This is a genomic window from Nocardia sp. NPDC060259, from assembly GCF_042728775.1.
In the GTDB taxonomy this organism is placed as follows: Bacteria; Actinomycetota; Actinomycetes; order Mycobacteriales; family Mycobacteriaceae; genus Nocardia.
Map to the genome: position 1 here is coordinate 42,516 of NZ_JBHXAY010000029.1, position 22,700 is coordinate 65,215.

General features: G+C 68.6%; 30 protein-coding genes. 23 read left to right on the forward strand and 7 right to left on the reverse strand.

Going from position 1 to position 22,700, the window contains the following annotated elements; genetic code table 11:
- Window positions 1–66: 66 nt before the first annotated feature.
- Entirely contained in the window at window positions 67–141 is a 75-nt protein-coding gene (locus ACFWF2_RS14210; RefSeq protein ID WP_022597109.1) for a 50S ribosomal protein bL37, read from the forward strand.
- A 67-nt stretch (window positions 142–208) separates the two neighbouring features.
- Here the strand turns inward: ACFWF2_RS14210 and rsrA are convergent, their stop codons facing one another.
- Window positions 209–472, reverse strand: coding sequence for a mycothiol system anti-sigma-R factor (rsrA, locus tag ACFWF2_RS14215; RefSeq protein ID WP_379307909.1), 264 nt, complete (start codon window positions 470–472; stop codon window positions 209–211).
- Between the two features lie 11 nt (window positions 473–483).
- Window positions 484–1,119 carry a sigma-70 family RNA polymerase sigma factor gene (locus ACFWF2_RS14220; protein ID WP_379038060.1) on the reverse strand — a complete coding sequence of 212 codons (636 nt, stop codon included), beginning with the start codon at window positions 1,117–1,119 and terminating at the stop codon, window positions 484–486.
- A gap of 238 nt (window positions 1,120–1,357) precedes the next feature.
- On the opposite strand from ACFWF2_RS14220, the gene ybaK reads away from it, so the two are divergent.
- Window positions 1,358–1,849, forward strand: coding sequence for a Cys-tRNA(Pro) deacylase (gene ybaK, locus ACFWF2_RS14225; protein ID WP_379307880.1), 492 nt, complete (start codon window positions 1,358–1,360; stop codon window positions 1,847–1,849).
- Between the two features lie 99 nt (window positions 1,850–1,948).
- Window positions 1,949–2,260 carry a hypothetical protein gene (locus tag ACFWF2_RS14230; RefSeq protein ID WP_379307881.1) on the forward strand — a complete coding sequence of 104 codons (312 nt, stop codon included), beginning with the start codon at window positions 1,949–1,951 and terminating at the stop codon, window positions 2,258–2,260.
- Window positions 2,261–2,284: 24 nt separating this feature from the next.
- Here ACFWF2_RS14230 and ACFWF2_RS14235 read toward each other — a convergent pair whose 3' ends face one another.
- A complete protein-coding gene (locus ACFWF2_RS14235) occupies window positions 2,285–3,076 on the reverse strand; it encodes an SOS response-associated peptidase (RefSeq protein WP_379307882.1) in 792 nt (263 codons plus the stop codon).
- 84 nt (window positions 3,077–3,160) lie between these two features.
- Here ACFWF2_RS14235 and aroA point away from each other — a divergent pair, with 84 nt between their 5' ends.
- Together aroA and rsgA are read left to right on the forward strand one after the other, a co-directional pair.
- On the forward strand, window positions 3,161–4,471 hold the full coding sequence (gene aroA, locus ACFWF2_RS14240; protein WP_379307883.1) for a 3-phosphoshikimate 1-carboxyvinyltransferase: 1,311 nt from the start codon (window positions 3,161–3,163) through the stop codon (window positions 4,469–4,471).
- A 116-nt stretch (window positions 4,472–4,587) separates the two neighbouring features.
- On the forward strand, window positions 4,588–5,469 hold the full coding sequence (gene rsgA / locus ACFWF2_RS14245; RefSeq protein WP_379307884.1) for a ribosome small subunit-dependent GTPase A: 882 nt from the start codon (window positions 4,588–4,590) through the stop codon (window positions 5,467–5,469).
- A 27-nt stretch (window positions 5,470–5,496) separates the two neighbouring features.
- Here the strand turns inward: rsgA and ACFWF2_RS14250 are convergent, their stop codons facing one another.
- A complete protein-coding gene (locus tag ACFWF2_RS14250; protein ID WP_379307885.1) occupies window positions 5,497–6,366 on the reverse strand; it encodes an Ig-like domain-containing protein in 870 nt (289 codons plus the stop codon).
- A 197-nt stretch (window positions 6,367–6,563) separates the two neighbouring features.
- Here ACFWF2_RS14250 and ACFWF2_RS14255 point away from each other — a divergent pair, with 197 nt between their 5' ends.
- The 8 genes from ACFWF2_RS14255 (at window position 6,564) to ACFWF2_RS14290 (ending at window position 12,080) form a co-directional block, all read left to right on the forward strand.
- Window positions 6,564–6,881, forward strand: a complete 318-nt coding sequence (locus ACFWF2_RS14255) for a hypothetical protein (RefSeq protein WP_379307886.1) — start codon at window positions 6,564–6,566, stop codon at window positions 6,879–6,881.
- 92 nt (window positions 6,882–6,973) lie between these two features.
- Window positions 6,974–7,432, forward strand: coding sequence for a helix-turn-helix domain-containing protein (locus ACFWF2_RS14260; RefSeq protein WP_379307887.1), 459 nt, complete (start codon window positions 6,974–6,976; stop codon window positions 7,430–7,432).
- A 54-nt stretch (window positions 7,433–7,486) separates the two neighbouring features.
- The gene (locus tag ACFWF2_RS14265; RefSeq protein ID WP_379307888.1) at window positions 7,487–8,113 is read left to right on the forward strand and encodes a PIN domain-containing protein; all 627 of its coding nucleotides are present in this window, start codon (window positions 7,487–7,489) and stop codon (window positions 8,111–8,113) included.
- Between the two features lie 139 nt (window positions 8,114–8,252).
- Window positions 8,253–9,335, forward strand: coding sequence for an AMP-binding protein (locus ACFWF2_RS14270; protein WP_379307889.1), 1,083 nt, complete (start codon window positions 8,253–8,255; stop codon window positions 9,333–9,335).
- Window positions 9,335–10,705: an aldehyde dehydrogenase family protein gene (locus tag ACFWF2_RS14275; protein WP_379307890.1), complete on the forward strand. Its 1,371-nt coding sequence runs from the start codon at window positions 9,335–9,337 to the stop codon at window positions 10,703–10,705. Before ACFWF2_RS14270 ends, ACFWF2_RS14275 begins: the two co-directional genes overlap by 1 nt.
- A gap of 62 nt (window positions 10,706–10,767) precedes the next feature.
- Window positions 10,768–11,214 (forward strand): MarR family winged helix-turn-helix transcriptional regulator, encoded by a 447-nt coding sequence (locus ACFWF2_RS14280; RefSeq protein WP_379307891.1) that lies wholly within the window; start codon window positions 10,768–10,770, stop codon window positions 11,212–11,214.
- Window positions 11,215–11,309: 95 nt separating this feature from the next.
- Entirely contained in the window at window positions 11,310–11,759 is a 450-nt protein-coding gene (locus tag ACFWF2_RS14285; RefSeq protein ID WP_379307892.1) for a hypothetical protein, read from the forward strand.
- Between the two features lie 12 nt (window positions 11,760–11,771).
- The gene (locus tag ACFWF2_RS14290) at window positions 11,772–12,080 is read left to right on the forward strand and encodes an antibiotic biosynthesis monooxygenase family protein (protein WP_379307893.1); all 309 of its coding nucleotides are present in this window, start codon (window positions 11,772–11,774) and stop codon (window positions 12,078–12,080) included.
- Window positions 12,081–12,140: 60 nt separating this feature from the next.
- On the opposite strand, the gene ACFWF2_RS14295 is transcribed toward ACFWF2_RS14290, so the two are convergent.
- Together ACFWF2_RS14295 and ACFWF2_RS14300 are read right to left on the reverse strand one after the other, a co-directional pair.
- On the reverse strand, window positions 12,141–12,476 hold the full coding sequence (locus ACFWF2_RS14295; RefSeq protein WP_379307894.1) for an ArsR/SmtB family transcription factor: 336 nt from the start codon (window positions 12,474–12,476) through the stop codon (window positions 12,141–12,143).
- Between the two features lie 60 nt (window positions 12,477–12,536).
- Window positions 12,537–13,673, reverse strand: a complete 1,137-nt coding sequence (locus ACFWF2_RS14300) for a cytochrome P450 (RefSeq protein ID WP_379307895.1) — start codon at window positions 13,671–13,673, stop codon at window positions 12,537–12,539.
- Between the two features lie 183 nt (window positions 13,674–13,856).
- Here ACFWF2_RS14300 and ACFWF2_RS14305 point away from each other — a divergent pair, with 183 nt between their 5' ends.
- The 6 genes from ACFWF2_RS14305 to ACFWF2_RS14330 all read left to right on the forward strand — a co-directional run bounded on the left by ACFWF2_RS14305 (window position 13,857) and on the right by ACFWF2_RS14330 (window position 19,515).
- Window positions 13,857–14,900, forward strand: coding sequence for a 3-oxoacyl-ACP synthase III family protein (locus ACFWF2_RS14305; RefSeq protein ID WP_379307896.1), 1,044 nt, complete (start codon window positions 13,857–13,859; stop codon window positions 14,898–14,900).
- A gap of 30 nt (window positions 14,901–14,930) precedes the next feature.
- Entirely contained in the window at window positions 14,931–15,773 is an 843-nt protein-coding gene (locus ACFWF2_RS14310; RefSeq protein ID WP_379307897.1) for a hypothetical protein, read from the forward strand.
- Window positions 15,774–15,949: 176 nt separating this feature from the next.
- Window positions 15,950–16,147 carry a hypothetical protein gene (locus tag ACFWF2_RS14315; protein ID WP_379307898.1) on the forward strand — a complete coding sequence of 66 codons (198 nt, stop codon included), beginning with the start codon at window positions 15,950–15,952 and terminating at the stop codon, window positions 16,145–16,147.
- A gap of 79 nt (window positions 16,148–16,226) precedes the next feature.
- Window positions 16,227–17,246, forward strand: a complete 1,020-nt coding sequence (locus ACFWF2_RS14320; protein WP_379307899.1) for an NAD-dependent epimerase/dehydratase family protein — start codon at window positions 16,227–16,229, stop codon at window positions 17,244–17,246.
- A complete protein-coding gene (locus ACFWF2_RS14325) occupies window positions 17,243–18,001 on the forward strand; it encodes a glycosyltransferase (RefSeq protein ID WP_379307900.1) in 759 nt (252 codons plus the stop codon). The genes ACFWF2_RS14320 and ACFWF2_RS14325 overlap by 4 nt, the downstream gene beginning before the upstream one ends.
- Window positions 17,998–19,515, forward strand: coding sequence for a class I adenylate-forming enzyme family protein (locus ACFWF2_RS14330; RefSeq protein WP_379307901.1), 1,518 nt, complete (start codon window positions 17,998–18,000; stop codon window positions 19,513–19,515). The genes ACFWF2_RS14325 and ACFWF2_RS14330 overlap by 4 nt, the downstream gene beginning before the upstream one ends.
- A gap of 56 nt (window positions 19,516–19,571) precedes the next feature.
- On the opposite strand, the gene ACFWF2_RS14335 is transcribed toward ACFWF2_RS14330, so the two are convergent.
- Window positions 19,572–20,900 carry a hypothetical protein gene (locus ACFWF2_RS14335; protein WP_379307902.1) on the reverse strand — a complete coding sequence of 443 codons (1,329 nt, stop codon included), beginning with the start codon at window positions 20,898–20,900 and terminating at the stop codon, window positions 19,572–19,574.
- 79 nt (window positions 20,901–20,979) lie between these two features.
- On the opposite strand from ACFWF2_RS14335, the gene ACFWF2_RS14340 reads away from it, so the two are divergent.
- The 4 genes from ACFWF2_RS14340 to ACFWF2_RS14355 all read left to right on the forward strand — a co-directional run.
- The gene (locus ACFWF2_RS14340) at window positions 20,980–21,258 is read left to right on the forward strand and encodes a hypothetical protein (protein WP_379307903.1); all 279 of its coding nucleotides are present in this window, start codon (window positions 20,980–20,982) and stop codon (window positions 21,256–21,258) included.
- A complete protein-coding gene (locus tag ACFWF2_RS14345; protein ID WP_379084836.1) occupies window positions 21,255–21,578 on the forward strand; it encodes a hypothetical protein in 324 nt (107 codons plus the stop codon). Before ACFWF2_RS14340 ends, ACFWF2_RS14345 begins: the two co-directional genes overlap by 4 nt.
- 56 nt (window positions 21,579–21,634) lie before the next feature.
- Window positions 21,635–22,312, forward strand: coding sequence for a pentapeptide repeat-containing protein (locus tag ACFWF2_RS14350; protein WP_379307904.1), 678 nt, complete (start codon window positions 21,635–21,637; stop codon window positions 22,310–22,312).
- A gap of 83 nt (window positions 22,313–22,395) precedes the next feature.
- Window positions 22,396–22,700 (forward strand): hypothetical protein (locus tag ACFWF2_RS14355; RefSeq protein ID WP_379307905.1); only part of this gene is annotated, 305 nt, incomplete at its 3' end.

A 22,700-nucleotide genomic window follows, 5' to 3' on the forward strand; every position in this document is an offset into this window, starting at 1 on the left:
ACAATGGCTCTCGATCAGATCGTGCTCCGCGCTGCGGCGGGGAGGACCCACAGAAGGGAGCTACCTATGGGTAAGCGTGGACGTAAGAAGCGCAGCCGTAAGGGCAACGCAGCCAACCACGGCAAGCGGCCCAACGCCTGAGCTCTGCTCGGAACGTGAAAAGGGGCACCCGATCGGGTGCCCCTTTTCTGTGTCCTGACCCAGGCGCTCAGCCCTCGGTGGTCTCGATCCTGGTGACCGAGATCGAGCGATGGATCTCCAGCTTCAGCCGGTCGCGCAGGCCCTCCGGAGCGTGCTCACCACCGCATTTGCGGCTGAGCAGGCCCTTCAGCTTCTCCTCGATGCCGTAGGCCTCGATGCACGGACTGCAGTGGTCCATGTGCTCTTGGAGCCGGTCGCGAGTGGCCTCATCACATTCGCCGTCGAGCATGAGCCACACATCCGCAAGTACAGCGGTGCAGTCCATCTCCATATCGGGGTCGCTCACTTCGTAACCTCCTGGCGTTCCCCACGGTCGAATCCACGTTCGCGCGCCACACCGGCGAGCAAACCCTTGAGTTGCTTGCGGCCGCGATGCAGCCGGGACATCACGGTACCGATCGGGGTGCCCATGATGTCGGCGATTTCCTTGTACGGGAAACCTTCGACGTCCGCGTAGTACACCGCCATCCGGAATTCCTCCGGCAGCTGCTGCAGCGCGGCCTTGATCTCGTCGTCGGGCAGCGCGTCCAGTGCCTCCACCTCGGCCGAGCGCAGGCCCGTCGAGGAATGCTCGGCGGTGGCCGCCAGCTGCCAGTCGGTGATCTCGTCGGTCGGGTACTGCGCGGGCTGGCGCTGCTTCTTGCGGTAGGAGTTGATGTAGGTGTTGGTCAGGATCCGGTACAGCCAGGCACGCAGATTGGTGCCCTCCTTGAAGGACTTGAATCCCTGGAACGCCTTCACATACGTCTCCTGCACCAGGTCCTCGGCATCGGCCGGGTTCCTGGTCATCCGCAGGGCGGCGCCGTAGAGCTGGTCGAGCATCGGGAGCGCATCGCGCTCGAACCGCGCAGCCAGCTCGGCTTCGTCGACTCCTGAGCCGGATGCCTCGGCAGGCACCACGTCATCGTCGCTCGTCACACCAATCCCTTCGATCGCCGTAGTTACCGAATCTACCGGCACCACGGATTCGAAAGGCAATCGCGCACCCTGCGGCGAGATGGGACGCTCCTCGAGCAGCAGTGTCACTATCTCTCCTTCACGGCAATCGGGCGGGTGGCTTGTCACTTGTGTGCAACATGCACCCGCGGATCCGTGTTCCCGCACCGCCGGAAATATGTTTGCCGACCGGGGACCCGACATGGTTAGGGTGACGCCCATGGCAGCCGCGTCGACGCCCGCGATCAAAGTCCTCACCGGTGCGGGGATCGCGCACCGTGTGCACGCCTACGCCCACGACCCCCGCGCGGAGTCCTACGGCGACGAGGCCGTGGACGCGCTCGGCGCGGAACTCGGCGTGCGGGCGGCGCAGATCTTCAAGACGCTGGTGATCGAACTCTCGACCGGCGCGCTGGCGGTCGCGGTGCTGCCGGTGCCGGCCAAGTTGTCGTTGAAGGCGGCCGCCGCCGCGCTGGGCGCGCCGAAGGCGACCATGGCCGACAAGACCAAGGCCGAACGCACCACCGGATATGTCCTGGGCGGGGTCTCCCCGCTCGGCCAGCGCAAGAAGCTGCCGACGGTTCTCGACGCGTCCGCGCTGGACTGGGACCGGGTGCTGTGCAGTGCGGGCAAGCGCGGCCTGGAAATCGAGCTCGCACCGGCTGATCTGGCTCGTGCGGCGAATGCCGTGACGGCGCCGATCACCGCCTGAACCGGCGGGTAGCCATCCGATCGGGGTCTCGTTCCGAATTCACTGCGACGCATTCCGCGCCCGGTACGACCTATTCGACCCGAGGATGTGATGCGAGAAATGTCCGCTCGTTCGACGATCGCCACCCTGTCCGGTGCTCTAGTCCTGACCTTCGGCGCCCTCGCCGTCGCCGCGCCCGCCACCGCCATTCCGCCGGTTGCCCCGTCGGCGCCGACCGACTCGAGCGACTTCCCGCTCAACGGCCAAGGCACCAAGAAGAACTCACCGAAGGCCGCGCCCGAGAAGAGCGAAAAGGCCGAGAAGATGGAGAAGCTCGGCGGCGGGGTCGCCACCGTGCTGATCGACCTGACCTCCGGAATCATCAAGTGCAGCTTGAACATCGTCACCGATTCGGTGAAGTGCAAATTCTGACGACAACTCCGGGGCCGGGCACGATCACAGCAAGCTGATCTGCCCGGCTCCGCCGTCGGAGGCCTCGGCGGGCGCCAGCAGTTCCGGTCCGTTGTTGCGGACACTGTTCACCAGCGTCGACACCGGCCGCGCGACGATCGCGGACACTTCCGCCGGCGACACCCCGGCCAGCAGCTCCGTCGGCGCGGGATGATCGGGGTCGAGCCAGGCGTCCCAGTGCTCGCGCGGCAGCGGCAGCGGCATCCGGTCGTGGATGCGCGCCAGATCGCCGATGGCGTCGGTGGTGAGGATCGTGCACGACAGCAGCGGCTCGGCGCCGGGCACCTCGCGATCGCGCCACACCGACCACAGCCCGGCCATGTACAGCCGCGAACCGTCCGCGTGCGACATGTAGAACGGCCGCTTGACGGCCTTGCCCTTGCCGGTCGGCGCCGACTCGACCAGCCATTCGTACCAGCCGTCCATCGGCACAAGGCAGCGCTTGTGCTTGGCGGAGTCGCGGAACGACGGCGCGGTGACCGCCTTGTCGGCGCGGGCGTTGAACAGCGGCTTGCCCTTCGCGGGCAGCCCCGGCTCACCCGCCTTCGTCCAGGACGGGATCAGCCCCCAGCGCATGCGCCGCACCCGCAGTTTCGGGTCGTCGCCGGGCTCGCCGTGCTCGTGCCGTTCCACCACGGTCAGCACCTGGGTGGTCGGCGCCACGTTGTAGCTCACCGTCGATTCCTGCTGGTCCGCGTCGAGGTCGGTCTCGTCGATCGCGTCGAGTTCGGCCGCCAGCCGACCCGGATTCGTGGTCGTCGCATATCGTCCGCACATAGGGCCATCGTCTCACCGGAGTCCGACACCCGGCGGCGACGCGACCACACCTAATTCCACACCACCCGTGTGTCCGGACCGCACATGCGCGAAGATGGGCGGGTGAGTTTCTGGCCAGCGCCCCATATCGAGGTCCCCGTCCACGCGACCGTGACCCTGCCCGGTTCGAAATCCATCACCAATCGCGCGCTCATCCTCGCCGCACTGGCCGATGGCCCGTCCACCCTCACCGGTGCGCTGCGCAGCCGTGACACCGACCTGATGATCAAGGCACTGCAGGGCCTCGGCACCGAGATCCTCGGTGACGCCGAGACCCTCGAGGTCACCCCGGCGCCGCTGCGCAGCACGGCGGTCGACTGCGGCCTGGCAGGCACCATCATGCGGTTCCTGCCGCCCGCCGCCGCGCTGGCGACCGGCGATGTGGCGTTCTTCGGTGACGAGCAGGCCAAGCTCCGCCCGCTGACCACCATCCTGGACGCGCTGCGCAAGCTCGGCCTCGACGTCGACGGCGACGCGCTGCCGTTCGTCGTGCACGGCACCGGCCGCCTGCGCGGCGGCGCGGTCACCATCGACGCGTCGGGTTCCTCGCAGTTCGTCTCCGGGCTGCTGCTCTCGGCCGCCCGCTTCGACGAGGGCATCACCGTGCAGCACGACGGCAAGCCGCTGCCGTCCATGCCGCACATCGAGATGACGGTGGAGATGCTGCGCCGCGCCGACGTGGTGGTGCACACCCCCGCCGACTCGCGCAGCCCCCAGACCTGGACCGTGGAGCCCGGCCCGATCCGCGCGGTCGACTGGGAGATCGAACCCGACCTGTCCAATGCCACGCCGTTCCTGGCGGCGGCCGCCGTCACCGGTGGCGAGGTGAGCATCCCGATGTGGCCGCGCGGCACCACCCAGCCCGGTGACGTGATCCGCGAGATCCTGGTCAGGATGGGCGCCGAGGCGCGCATCTTCGACGGCGTGCTCACCGTGCGCGGCCCGGAGCGCCTGGCGGGCATCGACATCGACCTGCACGACGTCGGCGAGCTCACCCCCACCGTCGCCGCGCTGGCCGCCCTGGCCGACTCGCCCTCGGTTCTGCGCGGCATCGCGCACCTGCGCGGGCACGAAACCGACCGGCTCGCAGCGCTTTCCGCCGAGATCAACCGGCTGGGCGGCAATGTCACCGAGACCGAGGACGGTCTCGAGATCGTGCCTGCCCCGCTGCACGGCGGCCGGTGGCACTCCTACGCCGATCACCGGATGGCCACCGCCGGTGCGATTCTCGGCCTGCGGGTGCCCGGGGTGGAGATCGAGGACATCGGCACGACGGCCAAGACGCTGCCGACCTTCGTCGCCCTGTGGGAGCAGATGCTGGCCCCCGCCTTATCGGGTGAGGGAGCGTCGCACTGAGCCGCCGAGGCCGCTCCACGGGCAGCTACGACGAATCCGATGTCCGGGTCCGCCCTGGCAAGGCCTCGCGTCCGCGCACCAAGACCCGGCCCCAGCACAACGACGCCGAGGCCGCGATGGTGGTCTCGGTGGACCGCGGCCGCTGGGGGTGTGTGCTCGACGGTGACGCCGACCGGCGCATCGTCGCCATGCGGGCCAGGGAACTGGGCCGCACGCCGATCGTGGTCGGCGACCAGGTCGACGTCGTCGGTGACCTGACCGGCAAGCCCGACACGCTCGCCAGGATCGTGCGGGTCGCCGAGCGCGGCACCGTGCTGCGCCGCACCGCCGACGACACCGATCCGTTCGAACGCATCGTCGTCGCCAATGCCGAACAGCTGTTCATCGTGGTCGCGCTGGCCGATCCGCCGCCGCGCACCGGTTTCGTCGAGCGGGCCATGGTGGCCGCGTATGCCGGTGGGCTGGAACCGATTCTGGTACTCACCAAACGCGATCTCGTCGCGGAATCCGAATTCGCCGCCGCCTTCGAGGGTTTGGACCTGAAGATCCTCTACGCGGGGATCGACGATCCGATGGAGCCGGTGCTCGAGCTGCTCGACGACCGGCTCACCGCGCTGATCGGGCACTCCGGTGTCGGTAAGTCGACGATGGTGAATCGTCTTGTGCCCGATGCGTATCGGGCCGTAGGCGAGGTGTCCGGCGTCGGCAAGGGCAAGCACACCTCCACCCAGTCGGTCGCGTTACCGCTGCCCGAGGGCGGCTGGGTGATCGACACCCCCGGCGTGCGCTCGTTCGGTCTGGCCCACATCACGCCCGACGACGTGATCGCCTCGTTCACCGACCTCGCCGACGCCATCGAGGACTGCCCACGCGGCTGCACCCACCTGGGTCCGCCCGCCGACCCCGAGTGCGCGCTGGACCAGCTCCCCGGCACGGAACGGCGGGTCGCCGCGATTCGTCAGCTGCTGACCGCGCTGATCTCCAACGAGACCTGGTAGCAACCGATTCCGTGCCGGGAAGGGTGATCAGAACCCGAAGGATCCGGTGCCGGTGCCGCCGCCGTCACCCGGGCCGGGATCGGTCGGCACGTCGGCCACGGTGACCACCTTGGTGGTCGACGAGCTGGCCACGCCGCTGCGGCCGGAGAACGTCGCGCCGATGGTGTACGCGCCCGCGGCGCCCGGCGTCCACACGATGGAGGCCTTGCCGTTCGCGGCGACGGGGATGTCGCCGAGGACATTGTCGCCCGCCTTGAACTGGACCGTGCCGCCCGCCGCCGCCGGGGACACGGTCGCCTCCAGGGTGACGGCCTTGCCGACCTGCGCGCCGGTCACGTCGGTGATGACGGTGCTCGACACCGCGTCGCTGGACACCGTGATGTTCGGGCCCTTGCCCTGGTAGGTGCCGTCGCCGAGCGAACCGCCGTAGTGCATCGAGGTCGGCAGCGGGGTGTCGCGGGCGCAGTTGACGCCCACCTTGTACTGCACCTCGAAGGTCTGCGATTTCGGCTCGATATTCGGGTACACCGGGTACTTGGTGATGCCGAACTCGGCGCGGACCCAATCCGAGGACGACGTGTCGAGCTGGACCGGGTCACCGCCCATCTTCGCCGAGCCCGCGACCGGGGTCAGGCAGGCGGGGTGCAGGTCCTTGATGTTGTAGATGTACTCCACCGGAATGCCGGTCCGCTCGAACTTCGTCGTCACGGTCACCGTGTCGCCGACGACCGGGTTGGTGTTCGACACCGTCCTGGTGAACTTGCTGTTCCCGTCGTTCCAGGTGATCGTTCCCGGTGCCGCCGCCGCCGTGCCGGGAACCGCGGCCACCGCGAAACCCGCTGCCACCGCGAACGCGGCCATCGAACCGGCCACCCGCTGCATTCTTCTGTCCACCATCGTTGTCTCCTGCGTACACCGGGCGCCGCTCGACATCGTCGTCAAGACCTCGTTCCACCCGAGTTGGCGAGCAGTAGATCACGGCGGCGCACCCCCGCGGACGAGATTCCGAAATGATCATCAGTCAGATTGCGAATTCGACTCACGTTCGTCCGCGTTCACGGCAACGGACACCCTGCGCCGGTAGCGTCTCCCCCATGAAGCCACCGGCGATCGGATACCTGCGCCGCGACATCTCGGGTGTCGCCCAGTCCTGGGACGAAACGCAGATCCGCTCGCTAGCCGAGCGCCTCGGCTACCGCTTCACCAAGACCGTCGTCTTCAGCGACCGCACCACCGACCCCATCGGCCGCCTCCTCGGCGTGGTCACCACTACCCAGGCCGCCGCCGTAGTCACCCCCAGCCTCACCCACCTCGGCCCCGACCTCCCCGACGCCCTCCTCGCCGCCTGCGACGTCATCACGGTCTCCCCCGAGATCACCAACGCCCGCACCATCCCCGCCTTACCCGCCTGAGCCCCGTTCCAACTTGTTGCACTTATATGTGTAACGCATTAGCCTTGACTTGACCCGCCGGGAAGAGTCAACAGCGCCAGAGGGAGCGATCGATGGACACCGTGCTGCGCGACGACCGCGCCAACATCTCGGTGACCCCACGCGAGGCCGAGCAGGCCAGGACCGTCAGCACATTCCTGAGCGGCGCGAATCCGCCCACCTCGACGACTACGGTCGTTGTGGATTCCGGCAGCGGTCAGTTGCCGCTGCCGCCCGAGCTGACCGCTTTGGTGCTCGAGTTGGTCGATCTCGTCGGCCGTGGCTGTGCCGTGTCCGTCGGCAGCATCCCCAACGAAGTGACGACGACAGTGGCAGCGCGGATGCTGAACATGTCGCGCCCGTCATTGATGAAACTGGTTCGCGACCAGCAACTTCCGGCACACAAGGTCGGTTCACACACCCGCCTCTTCAGCCGGGATGTGCTGGCCTACCGTCGCGCTCGTTTCGACGAGCAGAGTGCGGCATTCGACGAATTGCGGGCCATCGAAGAAGAGTGGGACGTGCGCGACTGAACGGTTGCCACAACCAGGTTCGACCCTCGTGCCCCACCCGCTACCATGTGCCGCATGGCAGGTGGGTGGGCAACGAAAGTCCTTGCAGACGCGAACATTCTGTACTCCCGAACCCTGCGGGACTGGTTGAGCCTGCTGTATTTGCGTGGCGGTAACGGGATGTTCCAGGTCTACTGGACCGAGGACATCATGGCCGAAACCCTCTACAACAGACGCAAGCACAATCCTCACCTGCCGGAAGCCCAGATCGGGGGTATCCGACGGACGATGGTCAGCACCTTCGGGCCGAACAGTCTGATCACCGGCTACCGCATCGACACGAGCATCGAGTATTCCGACGTGTTCGACGCTCATGTCCACTCGGCGGCCATCCATGGCGACGTCGGTATCGTGCTGACCGCGAACGCCGGGGACTTCGCAGATCTCGATCAACTCACCTACGAGATCTACAGCGCCGACGACTTCTTCATGCTGATCGATGACGCACGGCCCGCCATCGTGCGTGCTGTCATGCTCGAACAGCTTGCCTATTGGCTGCCGAGAAATGGCCGGTCGCTGCCCGACGCACTACGCCGCGCCGATGCGCCCCTGTTCGCTGAGCGCATCAGGGCGTATCTGCAAGTCACCGTTGTCAGTCGCCTGAGCGGCAGCCTTCCCGTCAGGGAAGACGGAGGCGCCTGATAGCCAGAAGTCACCGGCGGACCGTGGACGTTCCTATCGTCTGATCGACGTGGGCATTCCCGGGCGTTCAGGGAGTGGTGGGGGCGCAACGATGGGGTTCGCAGAACGCCCATTGTTTGCGCACCTCGGAGGCTGTGCCATGTGTTCCGACATACTCGATCTGGACGCTGTCGACGTCGATCCCGACGACTACGTCCGGGCGTTGATGAGCTGGCATTTCGGTGCCGAGACGGGGAGCCCGTACTGGTTGCGGCGGGCGGAGCGGCTCGACTTCGATCCGGTCGCCGACGTGCGGACCTTCGACGATCTGCGGTTGTTCCCCAACGTGATCGACGAGTTCAGGGATGTCGCGGTGGAGGATCTGATTCCGCGGGGATTGCGTGGGACGGATCGGGAGATCGCGGGGATCTACGAGAGCGGCGGGACGACGGGGGCGCCGAAGCGGTTCGTGATGTTCGAGCGGTGGATGGAATTCGCGCTGTCGTGGGACGAGCACCACTACGCGGATCTGGGGACCATGAACACCCTCGCCATCGCGCCCAGCGGCCCGCATATGTTCGGCGAGTTCGCTTCCCGGCGCGCGCGCAGGCACAACGGGGTGAAGTTCACCGTCGATCTGGACCCGCGGTGGATCAAGCAGCTCATCGGCTCCGGTGATACCGAGGGCGCCGATCGCTACGCCGAGCACCTGATCGACCAGGCGGCCGCGATCCTGACGACCCAGTCGGTCGGCATCATCATCGCCACCCCGCCGCTGCTCGAGCGGCTGGCCCGGCGTGAGGAACTGGTCGACGCGGTGCGCAAGCAGGTGAAGTTCCTGTGCTGGAGCGGCGCGCACATGGACGCCGACACCCGGGACATCTTGCGCCAGGAGGTCTTTCCCGGCATTCCGCTCAAAGGCCTCTACGGCAGCACCACCATCCTCGGCATGTCGCGCGAGCGGGACTCCGAGCGCGAGGACGGACTCGCCGTGTTCGACACCCCGAGCCCCTACATCGCGTTCCGGGTGGTCGACCCGGCCACCGGCGACGATGTCGCGGTCGGCGAACGCGGGCAGGTGGTGATGAACCACCTCACCAAATACGCGCTGCTGCCGAACAATCTGGAGCGCGACACCGCGCTGCGGGCCGAGCCAGCGCCGGGCACGCTGGGCTGCGCGGTCGCCGATGTTCGCCCGGTGTCGACCTTCGCCGACAAGTCCGTCATCGAGGGTGTGTACTGATGATCGAGATCGACGCCCTCGGCCCCGCCGGCTCCTACCACGCCAGGCAGCGCATCCCGATCACCGCGCTCGACGGCACGGAAGTCGGCGAGCTGGGCCAGGTTCCGGCGCTGTTCGTGCGACGCGCCATCGCGGCGATGCGGTCGGCGCCGACCGTCCCCGCCGAGGAACGCCTCGCCCTGATGAAGAAGGCCGCCGAGCTGTTCACCACCGCGACGATCGGCGGGCTCGACCCCGAGGAGTACATCCGGATCGTCTCGACGGTGTCGGGCGTGCCGCAGCAGGTGGTGCGCCAGTCGGTCGAGTGGGTGGCCGAGGTCCTGCGATCCCAGTGCGACACACTGGCTTTGGCAATGCCGCACGGCGCCGTCGCCGAATGGTCCGACGAGCGCACCCGCGACGGCGCGGCCGTGTGGGTCCGCAAGGGCGACGTCTTCGCGGTACACGCGGCGGGCAACACCCCCGCGGTCCACGGACTCTGGCCGGAGGCGCTGGCCCTGGGCTACAAAGTCGTGGTGCGGCCGTCGGCGCGCGAGCCCTTCACCGCCTTCCGGCTGGTGAGCGCCCTGCGGATGGCGGGCTTCCCGCCCGAGACGATCACCCTGCTGCCCACCGACTACGCCGCCGCCGATGTGATCATCGCCGAGGCCGATTACGCGATCGTCTACGGCGGTCAGGACGTCGTCGACAAGTACGGCGCGAGCCCGCGCGTGCTCACCCAGGGTCCCGGCCGGTCGAAGATCCTGATCACCGCCGACGTCGACTGGCGTGACCACATCGACGTGATCGCCGACTCGGTGAGCCACCTGGGCGGCACCGCGTGCACCTGCACCACCGCGGTGCTGGTCGAAGGCGATCCGGAGCCGGTGGCGCTGGCGCTGGCCGAGCACCTCGCCCGCATCCCGAGCCTGCCCGCCGATCACCCCGACGCCATCCTCACCGTGCAACCGGTGCCGACGGTGACCGCGATCGACGAGTACCTGCACGAGGTCGCTGGCACGGCGAAGCCCCTGCTCGGCGGCGACACCATCGTCGACGAACTCCCCTCCGGCGGCGCGGTACTGCGCCCGGCCGTACACCTGGTCGACTCCGCGACCGCACCGCAGCTCGGCGTCGAACTGGCCTTCCCTTGCGTCTGGGTCGGCCCCTGGCGCCCCACCGATGGCATTGTGCCCCTGCGGAATTCACTCGTCCTCACCGCGATGACCACACGCGGCGAACTGGTCGAGGCCCTCCTGAACGACCCTACGATCACCAACCTCTACCTCGGCGACAACCCGACCACCTGGCTGCGCCCCGGCGTACCGCACGACGGCTACCTGGCCGAATTCCTCATGCGCTGCAAGGGCATGATCCGCTCCGGCATCTGATCCGGCGCGCCCGCGCCCGGCCTGTCATCGCCGGGCGCGGGCGCATGCGGGAAAATGGCTCGGTGACCACCGAGAATCCCCGCCCCCGGCCGCCGGCGATGAGCCCGACCATCCTGGTGATCACGCTGTCGCGGCGGGTCGAGGCGGAGTTGAGCGCGGGGCTGGCGCCGCTGGATCTCACGGTGGCGCGGCTCGGGTTGCTCGGGCATATCAACGGGGTGCCGGGGGCGTCGTTCAGCGAGCTGGCGCGGATGTCGGGGACCAGCGTGCAGAGCGTGCATACGGCGGTGAAGTCTCTCGTCGCGGCGGGGCTGGTGCAGGATCGCACCGCGCGGGCCGGGTCCGCGTCGGCGATCGAGCTCACCGAGGCGGGGAAGCAGCTGCTCGGCGAGGCGCGAAAAGTGGTGACACAGGTGGACACTCAGCTTTTCGGGCCGGCGGCCGACCCGATTCAGCGGCGGGTCGGCGCGGCCATCGTCGCCGCGTTCACCGGCGCGTCGCCGCCCTGACCTGCGCCGTCCGCGGACGTGACACATCCAACCTTCAATGTTGTTGAAACTCGCGCTAAGCTTCAGCCACATTGAAGGTCGGAGGGAGTCGGTAGGTGGAACATCTGTTGTTGTCCGTGCATGTGGTCGCGGGCATCGTCTTCGTCGGGGGTTCGGCGGTCGCGACCAGCCTGTTCCCCCGCTATGCCCCGGTCACTGCGGACGGGCCGGATCCTGAGTCGGTGCGCAGCAGGTCCGTGGCCGTCGCCATGCACCGGATCACCGGCAACTACGCCAAACTCGCGATCATCGTCCCGGTGATCGGCATCGTGCTGGCCACGATCCAGGGCCGGATGAACGAAATCTGGATCACCACCGCCATGGTGACCACGGCTATCGCGGGCGGCCTGCTCGCCGTGCAGATCCACCCGATGCAGCGCCAAGCGCTCGACGAACCCGACGACGGCAAGCGCCTGCGCGTGCTGTCGATGCTGGCAGGCATCTACAACCTGCTCTGGACGGCCGTTGTCGTCCTCATGATCGTCCGTCCCGGATCCGCGAGCTGAAGGAGTTTCGACATGACCGACCAGGGTGTCACTTTCATCAACGTCATCGAGGTATCCGCCGACGAGGTCGACGGTTTCGTCGAGCAGTGGCGCGAGCGGGTCGCGCTGATGCGCACCGCGCCCGGCTTCCGCGATGTCCGCCTGCACCGCGCACTGCTCCCCGATTCCCGCTTCCAGCTGGTGAACGTCGCGCACTGGGACAGCGCGGAGGCCTGCGAGGCCGCCGGGCTCAACCCGACGGTCGTCGCGTCCGTCGACCAGGCGCGCCAGGTCGCACGCGCCAACCCCGCGCTCTACCAGGTGGTCGCCGAATTCCCCTGAGCCACGACCGTTCAGACCGGCACGTCGAACCCCGCCCCGGCCGAGGCGGGGTTCGCGGCGTCAGGCGTGTTTGGCGCCGATGGTGTGGAGTATTTCGTGGATGATCGGGTCGGTCAGGCGGTTGGTGACCGTGCGGCCCTCGCGGGTCGAGGTGACGCAGCCCTCGTAGCGCAGGACGCGCAGGGCTTGGGAGATCGCGTTCTCGGTGCGGCCGATCGCGGCGGCCAGTTCGCCGACGCTGATACCGGGGGTGCGGTGCAGGCAGAGCAGGATTTCCAGGCGGTTCGGATCCGAGAGCAGGTCGAATCGCTGGGCCCATGCGGCGATCTCGACGTCGCCGATCGCGCGCCGGCCGAGTTCGACAGGCGACCCTTCCAGTGTGCGTGGCTCTCCCATGACGATCCTCAGCTTAATCGCCGACTGGACGACCCCGCTATTACCTGGCCAGGGTGGTACTCAGTCCGCGAGGCGGATGCGCAGGGTCTCGTAGGTGGGGATGAAGACCTTGCGGCGGTAGCGGCGCTCGACGATCTCCCACGGCCTGCCCGCCGCGGTGAGCGCCGCGAGCAACGCGGTGAGCTCGGAGTGGACGAGCTGCGCGCCCAGGCACAGATGACGGCCCCCGCCGAACCAGAGCTGCCGGGTCTCGGGCACGTAGTCGCGGTGCACGCTGAACTCGCCGACCGCGTTGTTGATCGTCCAGGTGAGGATCTTGACGTGCTCGCCGGCGCGTAGCTCGCGCCCGGCGATGTTCACGTCGGCGGTGACCGAGCGTCCGACCAGATAGGCCGGACTGGTCACCCGCAGCGTCTCGCGGATCGCGTCGGGCAGCCGCTCGGGCGCGGCGAGCAGCGCCCGGTGCTGACCGGTGTCGTGCATGATCGCGACCATCCTGGTCATGGCGCTGGCCAAAGTGTCGGTGCCGGCCACGGCCATGAGAATCGCCAGCCCCGCCGCGTGCTCGACATCCAGACCCAGCTCCCGGCAGCGCCCGAGGGTGGTGTCGGGATCCGCGCGTGCGTAGGCGCTAGGGACATTGACAGCCAATTGCCCCGCCAGTTCCTTCGCGCGGGCCACCGCGACCGGGTCGAGGGTGGTCGAGGCCATGGTGCCGAAGCCGAGGTTGACCAGCTCCTCGACATGGTGGAACAGCCGCAGGAACAGCGCGTCCAGGTCGTCGGTGTGGTCGCCGCCGATGGCCGCGGCGATGTCCTCGGGACGCATGCCGACCAGGTCGGACACGCTGCGCCCGACCAGGATCTGGGCGCGGGCGGCGATGTCGACGGTCTCGCCCGCGGCGAGCCGATCTCGCAGATCCCGCAGGTCGGGGCCGATGACACGCTCGACGAGGGCATCGGTGTGGGTGAGTGTGAACAGGTCACGCACCGTGGTCCGCAACTCGGTGTGGCCGGGTCCTTCGAACAGGTCCTCGACCCAGTCGCCGATGACCTGCGCCCACCAGTGCCCGGCGGCGCCCTCGGCGACGATGCTGAAATGCGTACTGTCGTTGTAGATCTGGCGCGCGACCAGCGGATCGGCAACGAACCAGCCGAGTTTGGGGACCTTGCGAATCGGCCGCGCGATCCTGCCCAACAGCAGAACGCCAGGCAACCAGGGCTGACCTGCGGCTAGTAGGGTGAGTTCATGGCGTCGGGCAGCACTCCACACCCCGGCACAATCTAGTTGACCGTGACCGAATAGTGAAGGTCTGTGACTAGGATCGGCGAGATGCGCTGATGGCGGACTGTGCATCGCGCGATATTCGGAAGTGAACACATGGTGAGATCGACAATCGAAGCCGTCGGCGCGTATCTGCCGGCCCGCGAGGTGACCACAGCGGAGTTGATGAGCCGATTGGCCGTCGACGCGCCGTTGGACCTGGAGAAGGTCAGCGGGGTCGTGGCGCGGCGCGTCCGCGGCGTCGACCCGGATGGCACGGTGGAGGACTCGTTCACCATCGCCCTCGCCGCCGCCCGTAGCGCGCTGGCGAATTCCCGGTACGACGCCGCCGAGCTGGACGTCGTCATCTCCTGCTCGATCACCCGCACCCGCGGCGAGAACTTCTGCTTCGCGCCGTCATTCGCGCTGCTGCTGCGCAACACGCTCGGAGCGACGCGGGCCATCCACTTCGACGTGTCCAACGCGTGCGCCGGGATGATGACCGGAGTCCTGTTGCTGGACAGAATGATTCGATCCGGTGCGGTCCGGCGGGGCATGGTGGTCTCCGGCGAGTGCATCACGCCGATCTCCGACACCGCGGTGCGCGAGATCTCGGAGAAATACGATCCGCAGTTCGCCTCGCTCACCGTCGGTGACGCGGGCGCTGCCGTGATCCTCGACGGCACCGACGGACCCGGCATCGACTACGTCGAGCTCAACACCAGTGCGGCGTTCGCGAAGCTGTGCCTCGGCATGCCGAGCGATCAGGGTCCCGGTGTCGCGCTCTACACCGACAACCGCGCGATGCACAACGAGTCGCGGTACCTGCTGTGGACCTCGCGTCAGCGCGAATTCCTCACCGCCCGAGGCTCGGGCTTCGCCGACGAGGGCTACGACTACCTGATCCATCACCAGTTCAGCGGTCCCGCGGTGGAATTGATCGACAAGATCGCCGAGCGCGAGTTCGACTCGGTGATGCCGCCGAAGCTGGCGGTGCTCGACCGCTATGGAAACACCGCGTCGACTTCGCATTTCGTGGTGCTGCACGACGCATTGCGGCAGGGTCTGCTCGCGCCGGGGTCCAAGGTGCTGCTCGTGCCTGCCGCCTCCGGGGTGGTCGCCGGGTTCCTGTCGGTGACAATCGGCGATCTGCGGGTATAGGACAGTATGGGAATCATCATTTCTTCGGCCGTGACACAGACCGGCGGAGTCAGTTCGGTGGGCCAGGCGGCCGCCGCCGCGCGTGCCGCGCTGACCGGCGCGGGCTGCACGCCGGAACAGATCGACGCGCTGATCAATGTCGGGGTGTACCGCGACGCGAACCTCGTCGAGCCCGCCGTGGCAGCGCTCATCCAGCAGGCGGCGGGCATCGGCCTGGAGTACCGGCCCGGTGACGTGCCGTGTCTGTCGTTCGACCTGATGAACGGGGCATGCGGCGTGGTCAATGCCGTCGGTGTCGCCGCGTCGCTGCTGGCCGACCTGCCCGCCGGACACGTGGTCATCGTCTCCGGCGACGCGCACCCGTCGATGCGGGCCGACGCCGACTTCCCGTTCGAACCCGTCGGCGCGGCACTGGTGCTCGAGAATTCCACCGCCGCCGTCGGTTTCGGCGGCGTGCACGTGAGCGCCGGTGACGCGCCGCCCGACCCGCAGGGGTATGTGAACCTGTCGACGATGGGCTCCACCGGCCGGTCGGCGTTGACGGTGGAACTCGGTACCGACACCACCGAACTCGTCGAGCACGCGGTCGCCGCGGCGCGCGAAGCGCTGGCCGCCGACGATATCGACGCGGCCCAGGTCGTGCTCGTGTGCGGCAAACCGACACCCGGCTTCGCCGCCGCGCTGGCCGCCGAGCTCGGTGTCGGCGCCGTGGTGACCGACGACCTGGCCGGTGACGCGCACACCTCCGCGCTGACGGCCGCCTATGTGGCGGCCCGCGATGCCGGGCTGGCGCAGCGGCCGCTGCTGTTCGTCGCGGCCGACGGCGGACCCACCGCCGCGGCGGTCACCTACCGCGGGCCGGGGGTGCGGTGATGACAACACACGCCGCTTCGAGAGCGGACGGAAACACGGAGAGGTGGACGGTGGCGGCACCGCAACACGGTCAGGCACGGCATCGCGCGGCTACGGCGAGCGCCCCCAGCAGAGGGACCGTACTCGCGCTGCGGACGATCCCTGTGCTGGGCTGGGCATTCGTGATACTCGGGATGGTGCGCCCGTTTCGTTCGCGCCTGCTGAAGATCGCGTTCTGGATCGACCTGGCGCTCAGCGTCGGCGCGCACCTGGCGCAGATTCCCGCCGCGCGCCGCGTGGCCGCCGAGCGGGGAATCGGGCCGCGGCGGGCCGCCGCGATGACGATGCTGTTCGGTGCGACGTGGTGGAAGACGCTGGGCGAGACCGAGCGGTGAGCCCGGCGTGGACAGCGGCGCGGCGACCGAATCGGTGTGCCCAGCTGTCCGCGCCGCGTCGACGCCTTATGGTGACGCGATGACTGTGCTGGTGACGGGGGCGAGCGGCTTCGTCGGCGGGGAGATCGTGCGCGGCCTGCTCGCGCGCGGTGTGCCGGTCAGGGCGATGGTGCGCGATCCCGCGTCCGCGCCGGCCGGTGCCGAGGTGGCGGTGGCCGATCTCGCGGACGCCGCCGCCCTGGCCCGTGCCGTGTCCGGGGTGCGGGCCGTGGTGCACGCCGCGGCGCTGCTCGGGGAATTCGGGCGGCCCGCGGAGTTCTTCGCGGTCAATGTGGCCGGGACCGATCGGCTGATGCAGGAGGCCGCGGCGGCGGGCGTGACGCGGTTCGTCTTCATCGGCAGTCCGAGTGCGCTGATGGCGCCCGAGGGCGGTGACCAGCTCGGCATCGACGAGACGGTGCCCTACCCCGCCCGGTTCCTGAACAGCTATAGCGAGACCAAGGCGGTGGCCGAGCAGCTGGTGCTCGCGGCCGATACGCCGGAATTCACGACGTGCTCGCTGCGGCCGCGCGCGGTGTGGGGGCCCGGTGACCGCCGCGGGCCGATCGTGCAGCTCCTGGCGAAGTTGCGGGCGGGCCGGTTGCCCGACCTGTCCGGCGGCCGGGATGTGCTGGCGTCGCTGTGCTACATCGACCATCTCGTGCGGGCGGTGGAACTGGCGCTCGAGGCCGAGAAGGTCGGTGGGCGAGCCTATTTCGTCGCCGATGCCGAACCGGTGTCGGTGTGGCCGACGATGGCAGCGGTGGCGCAGCGGTTCGGGTTGACCCCGCCGAGTATCACCGTGCCCCCGCCGGTGCTGAGTGGTGCGCTGGCGGCGATCGAAACGGTGTGGCGGATTCCGGCGGTCGCGCAGCGCTGGACGCCCCCGCTGTCGCGGTACGCGGTCGCGCTCGTCACGCGGTCGGCGACCTACGACATCTCGCGGGCCGAACGGGAACTCGGCTACCGGCCGACGGTGTCGTTCGCCGACGGTCTCGAGCGCTTCCACGAGTGGGTCGCCGGGATCGGCGGTCTCGACCGGCTGGTGGCCGACCTGTGAACAGCGGTGCGCTCTGGGTGGTGATTCCCGCGTTCGACGAGGAGCGCGGGATCCGTGCGACCTTGACAGCGATTGCCGCGCAACGGGATACCGACTTCTCCGTGGTCGTCGTCGACAACAACTCCAGCGACGGCACCGTCGAGATCGTGCGGGCGTTCGCCGCGGCGCATCCGGTCCCGGCGATCGAGGTGATCACCGAGCCGCAGAAGGGCACCGGCGCCGCCGCGGACACCGGGATGCGGTACGCGATCGCGCAGGGGGCGACCTTGCTTGCCCGCACCGACGCCGACTGCCTGCCCGCGCCCGACTGGACCCAGCGGATCAAGGCGGGGTTCGATTCCGGGCTGCGGCTGGTCAGCGGGCAGCTGATTCCGCGGACGGACGAAGGAGTTTCGTGGCGTGATCGCACCATCATCCGGGTCGCGCTGGAGGTGGCGTCGGCCTTCGGGAAGGTGCGCTCGGGCAATCGCGATCCGAAATATCTCGGCCCCTACGTGATGACGCCCGGGTGCAATATGGCGATCACCACCGAGTTGTACCTTGCCGCAGGCGGATTCCCGCGTACCGCGATCGAGGATCTGCACGAGGACCGCGCGCTGGTCAACGCGGTGCGCACGATCACCACCGAGTACGGGTTGCGCCGTGATGTCCGGGTGTACGGGTCCAACCGGCGGGTGCGCGCGTGGGGCATCCGCAAGACGCTGGCCTGGTACGCCGACCACCGGTACCGGCCCGAGGTGGTCGATATTCGATGACGACCGACTTTCTCGAACGCCTCGCCATGCAGGCCGACCGTATTCCCGACGCGTCAGCGCTCGGCACGGTCGGCACGCGCGCGCTCACCTATCGCGAGCTCGTCGATACCGTCGGCAGGGTCGCCTACAACCTCGGGGCTGCCGGGTTCCTGCCCGGTGATCGGATGCTGTTCTCGATCCGGCCGAGCGTGTCCTCGGTGACGCTGATCTTCGGGGTGATCGCGGCGGGCGGAACCATCGTCTTCGTCGACCCCGGCGTCGGGCCCGAACTGTTCGCCCGGCGGGTGACACTGGTCGAGCCAACCTGGGCGGCGACCGAATCACTGCTGTACGCGGTGAGCGGCCCCTTGGCCGGTTTCGGGCGCAGGCGTGGGCTGAGCCTCCCCCGGTTCGGCGCACTCGACGTGCGGCACATCCACAGCGGTCCCTGGCTGCCGGGGACGCCGTCCGGTTCGATTCCGTTGCGCCGCTTCACCGGTGCCGCGGCAGGCACGGCGGACGTGCCCGCCGATCCCGAGGCGGCCGCGCTGATCGTGTTCACCTCTGGCACCACCGACGAGCCGAAAGCCGTTGTGCACACCCGTGCTTCGCTCGGTGCGGGGCTGGCCGCGATGAGCGGGCGGACCAGTCTCGCGCCCGGCGCCTTCCTACACACCGAACAGCTCATGATGGGGTTGCCCGCGCTCATGGCGGGTGCGCGCTGGGCGATGCCGCCGTATCCGCGGTTCGGCACCCACATCGACCCCGTCCGGTTCACCCAGGCCCTGCACAGCGCCACCCACGCGTTCTACACGCCCGCCGACCTCGCCGTCGCGCTCGACGCGCTCGAGTCCGGCGAGATCTCCCCGCCGCCGTACCTGCGCCAGGCCGCGCTCGGCGGCGCTCCCGTCACCTCTTCCTTGCTGCGCAGGGCCCGGAAGTCGTTGCCCAGCACCGAGTTTCTCGCGATCTACGGGATGACGGAGATCCTGCCTGTCGCCGTCACCAACGATGTCGCCAAGCTCGCGCACTCCGGCGATCTGCTCGGCGCTCCCGTACCAGGAGTGGTGGCCCGGATCGCCGACGACGGCGAACTCGTGCTGGCCGGACCGAATCTGTGCCGCGGCTACCTCGGCGCCGACCCGCTCCCGGCGGTCCGTACCGGCGATCTGGCGCGCTGGGACGGTGGCCGGCTCGTGCTCACCGGACGCAAGAAGGACATGATGATCCGCGGGAAGACCAACATCTACCCGGGGCTCTACGAGCCGGTGATCACGGCGATCGACGGCGTCCGCGAGGCGATCATGATCGGCATCCCCGACGAGATCGGCGACGAACGCATCGTCCTCGCCGTCGTCACCGACCAGGACGCCGGTGACGTCGCCACCCTGCTGCGCACACGGTTGCCGCAGATCATCGACACCACCGCGGTTCCCGACGACATCGTGATCGTCGACCGGATCCCGGTCAGCGGCCGCACGAACAAACCCGACCGCGCCGCCCTTCGGGAGATGCTGCGCGAACAGCTCACCTAGGGCATGTTGCGAAGTCCGCCGACCGGTCCCGATTGCGACCGATCGGCGGGGACCGTTCAGCGCGGTGGTCGACGGGATTCGTGGGTGGTGGCCCGTCTCGTGGTGAGCGGGGCGAGGGTGTGGTCGGCCAGGGATTCGATGGTGGGGCGGGGGAGCATGGTGTCGACGTAGCAGAAGGTGATCGACAGGGTGGTGTCGAAGGTGGCTACGGCGACGGTGAGGGCGCTGGCGCAGGAATTGGTGCCCGCGACGGTGAGAGCTGTGATCGGCAGGGGGTCGGGGGTTTCGGGTGGGGTGAGGCGGCCGAGGTTGCTGAGGGTGACGTTCCACGGGGCGCGGCGGTCTACGAGTTCGACGGCGCGCCTTCCTGTTTCGAGGGATCGGGGGCAGCCGTAGCGGATGGCGGCCAGGCCGGTCAGGTCGGCGTGGTGGGCGAGACGTCGGGCCAGTTGGGTTTTCGCCGCGCGGGCCGCGTCCCACAGTGAGCGGTTCTGGCCGAAGGGGACGAAGGTCGGGAGTACGGCGGTGAACATGCCGGGTTCGTCATCGGCCGGTGGTGGTTGCAGCCGGGACCGCAGGTCGACCGGGATGCCGATCCCCGCCACACCGGATCGGCCAGGGCGGTTCAGTTCGCCCAGCGCCTGGGCGAGGGCGGCGGCGAGCGCGGCATTGACGGTGACGCCGGCTCGGTGGCAGCGGGCGCGGAGGTCGGCGAGCTGGTCGCCTTCGATGGTGCGGTGCACGGTGCGGGTGCGGCGCACGGGCAGTGGGGGTAGGTCGCCGGGGAGGCCGACGGGGCGCCGGACGGTCGCGGTGAGCTGACCCGCGAGATTCGTGCGCAGGCACCGGAGCAGACGGGTGTGTACCGGCGGGATCAGGTCGTCGGCGGCCGGGATCGGTGGCCGGGTGGCGGCGGGGCCGGGTGCGCCGAAGGCGACGGCGAGGATGCGTGACGCGAGCGAGGCCATCGAACGGCCGTCGATCAGCACGTGCGAGAAGACCAGGATCAGGTCGTGTAGTTCGTCGGAAGTGCCTGGGCGCCAAGCCAGATCGACGAGACGACCCGGTGCCGTCGACAGGTCGACCGGTGCGGTGAGCTGGTCGTCGAAGACGGTGCGCCATTCCTCGGGATCGGCGACGATGCGGTGCAGGACCGGCAGGTGCGGGTCGTCCGAGGGGACGAAGCGAGGACCGTCGACGACGATCGCGCGCAGCAGCGGGTATTCGGCGACGACGGCGTCGGCCGCCTCCTCGAGGCGATACGCCCCGATCGGGCCACGCACCCGCAACCGGACCACGCAGTTGGCCGGTGACAGTTGATCGACCAGCCAGAACCAGCGTTCCGACGGCGACAGCGGGCGATCGATCTCGCCGGCGCGCACCATTGCGCCCTCCCCTTCCTCCGCGCCTCGTCCAGATCCGCGGCGCTTTCCTACACACTTACTACGTGCGTATTATCGACATATGGGTTTCGAGTGGCCTGATTGGGCGATCGCTCACCTGATCGGCATCGAACCCAGCGAGGTTCGGCAGGTCCTCGCAGCGTCACGACGGTGGCCACGCCCGGCCTTCGACGGCCAGGTGACCGTTCTGACGGTGTGGGGGCGCACCACGGCCGGACGCCCGTTGATCGTGGTCACACGGCAGCGCGACGACTGGACGTGGGTGATCATCGGCGCACGAGCGATGCGCGCCGAGGAACTGGCGCAATTCGAGCAGTGGGAAAGTGGGAACCGGTCATGAGCGATCAGGACTATCCATCGAGCAAAGAAGAACTCGCCGACTACATGGACCGGCTGAGTTTCTCCGATGCGCCCGCCGAAGCTCCGCCCCGCCTGCCCGCCAACGAGGACATCATGGTGACCACCTCCATCCGGTTGCCGCTCGGCCTGCATTCGCGGTTGAAGGATCTCGCCGACGAACGGCGCGTCGGTGTATCGACCCTGCTCAGGGAGTGGGCCGAAGCCGCGGTCGCCGAGATCGACGACGAGGATCAGATGATCTCGCTCGCCGAGGCGAAGCGGGCGCTGTCCCGGGTCCACCCCATTCATCGGGCCAGCTGAGCGCCGACGTCGCGGGATCGTTCTCGGGCGAGAACCGGGGGGTGTAAACATGCCTCATGATGTTCTGGCGGCGCCGATCGAAAGGCGAGCTGCATACCGTCCCCCGCTGGCCCACCGACCCGGATGCCAGGAAGGCCCTGGCGCACTATCTCGACCGGCTGCCGACCGATCCGGCCGTGCCGCGGACCACCGAAATGCTGTTCAACGGTTGGGGACTCGACCTCGGCGGCAGTGATCTGTCCGGGCTCGATCTCGGCGGGGCCGAACTCGGCGAGGCGCGGCTGACCGGGGTCCGGCTGGTCGATACCGATCTCTACGGCGCCTGGATGTTGTCGACGGATCTGTCGGGGGCCGATCTCACCGGTGCCGATCTCGGCAAGGCCCAAGCCCGCGACTGCACGTTGCGCGAAGCCCGGCTGCACGGTGCGCGGCTGATGAAAGCCGACTTCGCGACCTCCGATTTCCATCGTGCCGATCTCACCGGCGCCGACCTGCGGCGAGCGACGTTCGGCGACACCGATTTCCGCGGCGCGAGCCTGCGCGAAGCGCGGATGGACAATGCCAGTTTCCGCGGCGCCCGATTGGCCGGCTGCGAGGTAGCGGGCGCGGTCGGCGCGATCGACGGTCCCGTCGATGTCGGCGAGCGCAGTCCGCAGTGGCTCGACGGTGCCGCCTTGGCGTCATGGTTCGCCTCGTCGGGAGCACCGGGAGTGACGGTTCGTTCGTTGCACTGAGAAATCGAAGCCACGCCCGAGCGCGGGAGACGTACGCGTGAAAATCGTTGCACAGGTGGGTGATCCGCGCGCATTCTAGCGCCGTGCAGAAGGTATTCGCGGTGGTGCTCGCCCTGGTTGTCGGATTCGGCGTCGTCGGCTGCGAGCACGATGCCACCGGCGAGGACACGGCCGAAGTGGTGGAAGAAGTCGTGTGCGAAATGGTGGTGCCGATCGTCGACGCCGTCCTGGTGAAATTGAAAGCCGGGGTGACGGTGACGGCGGCATTGATCGCCGGGGCCACCGGGCTCGTGCTGAGCAAAGCCTGCTCCTATCTGCTCGACCGCATCGGCCAGGCCCCGGACGAGGAGCACGAGGTCACCCTCGACAACGGCAAGGGTTCACAGAC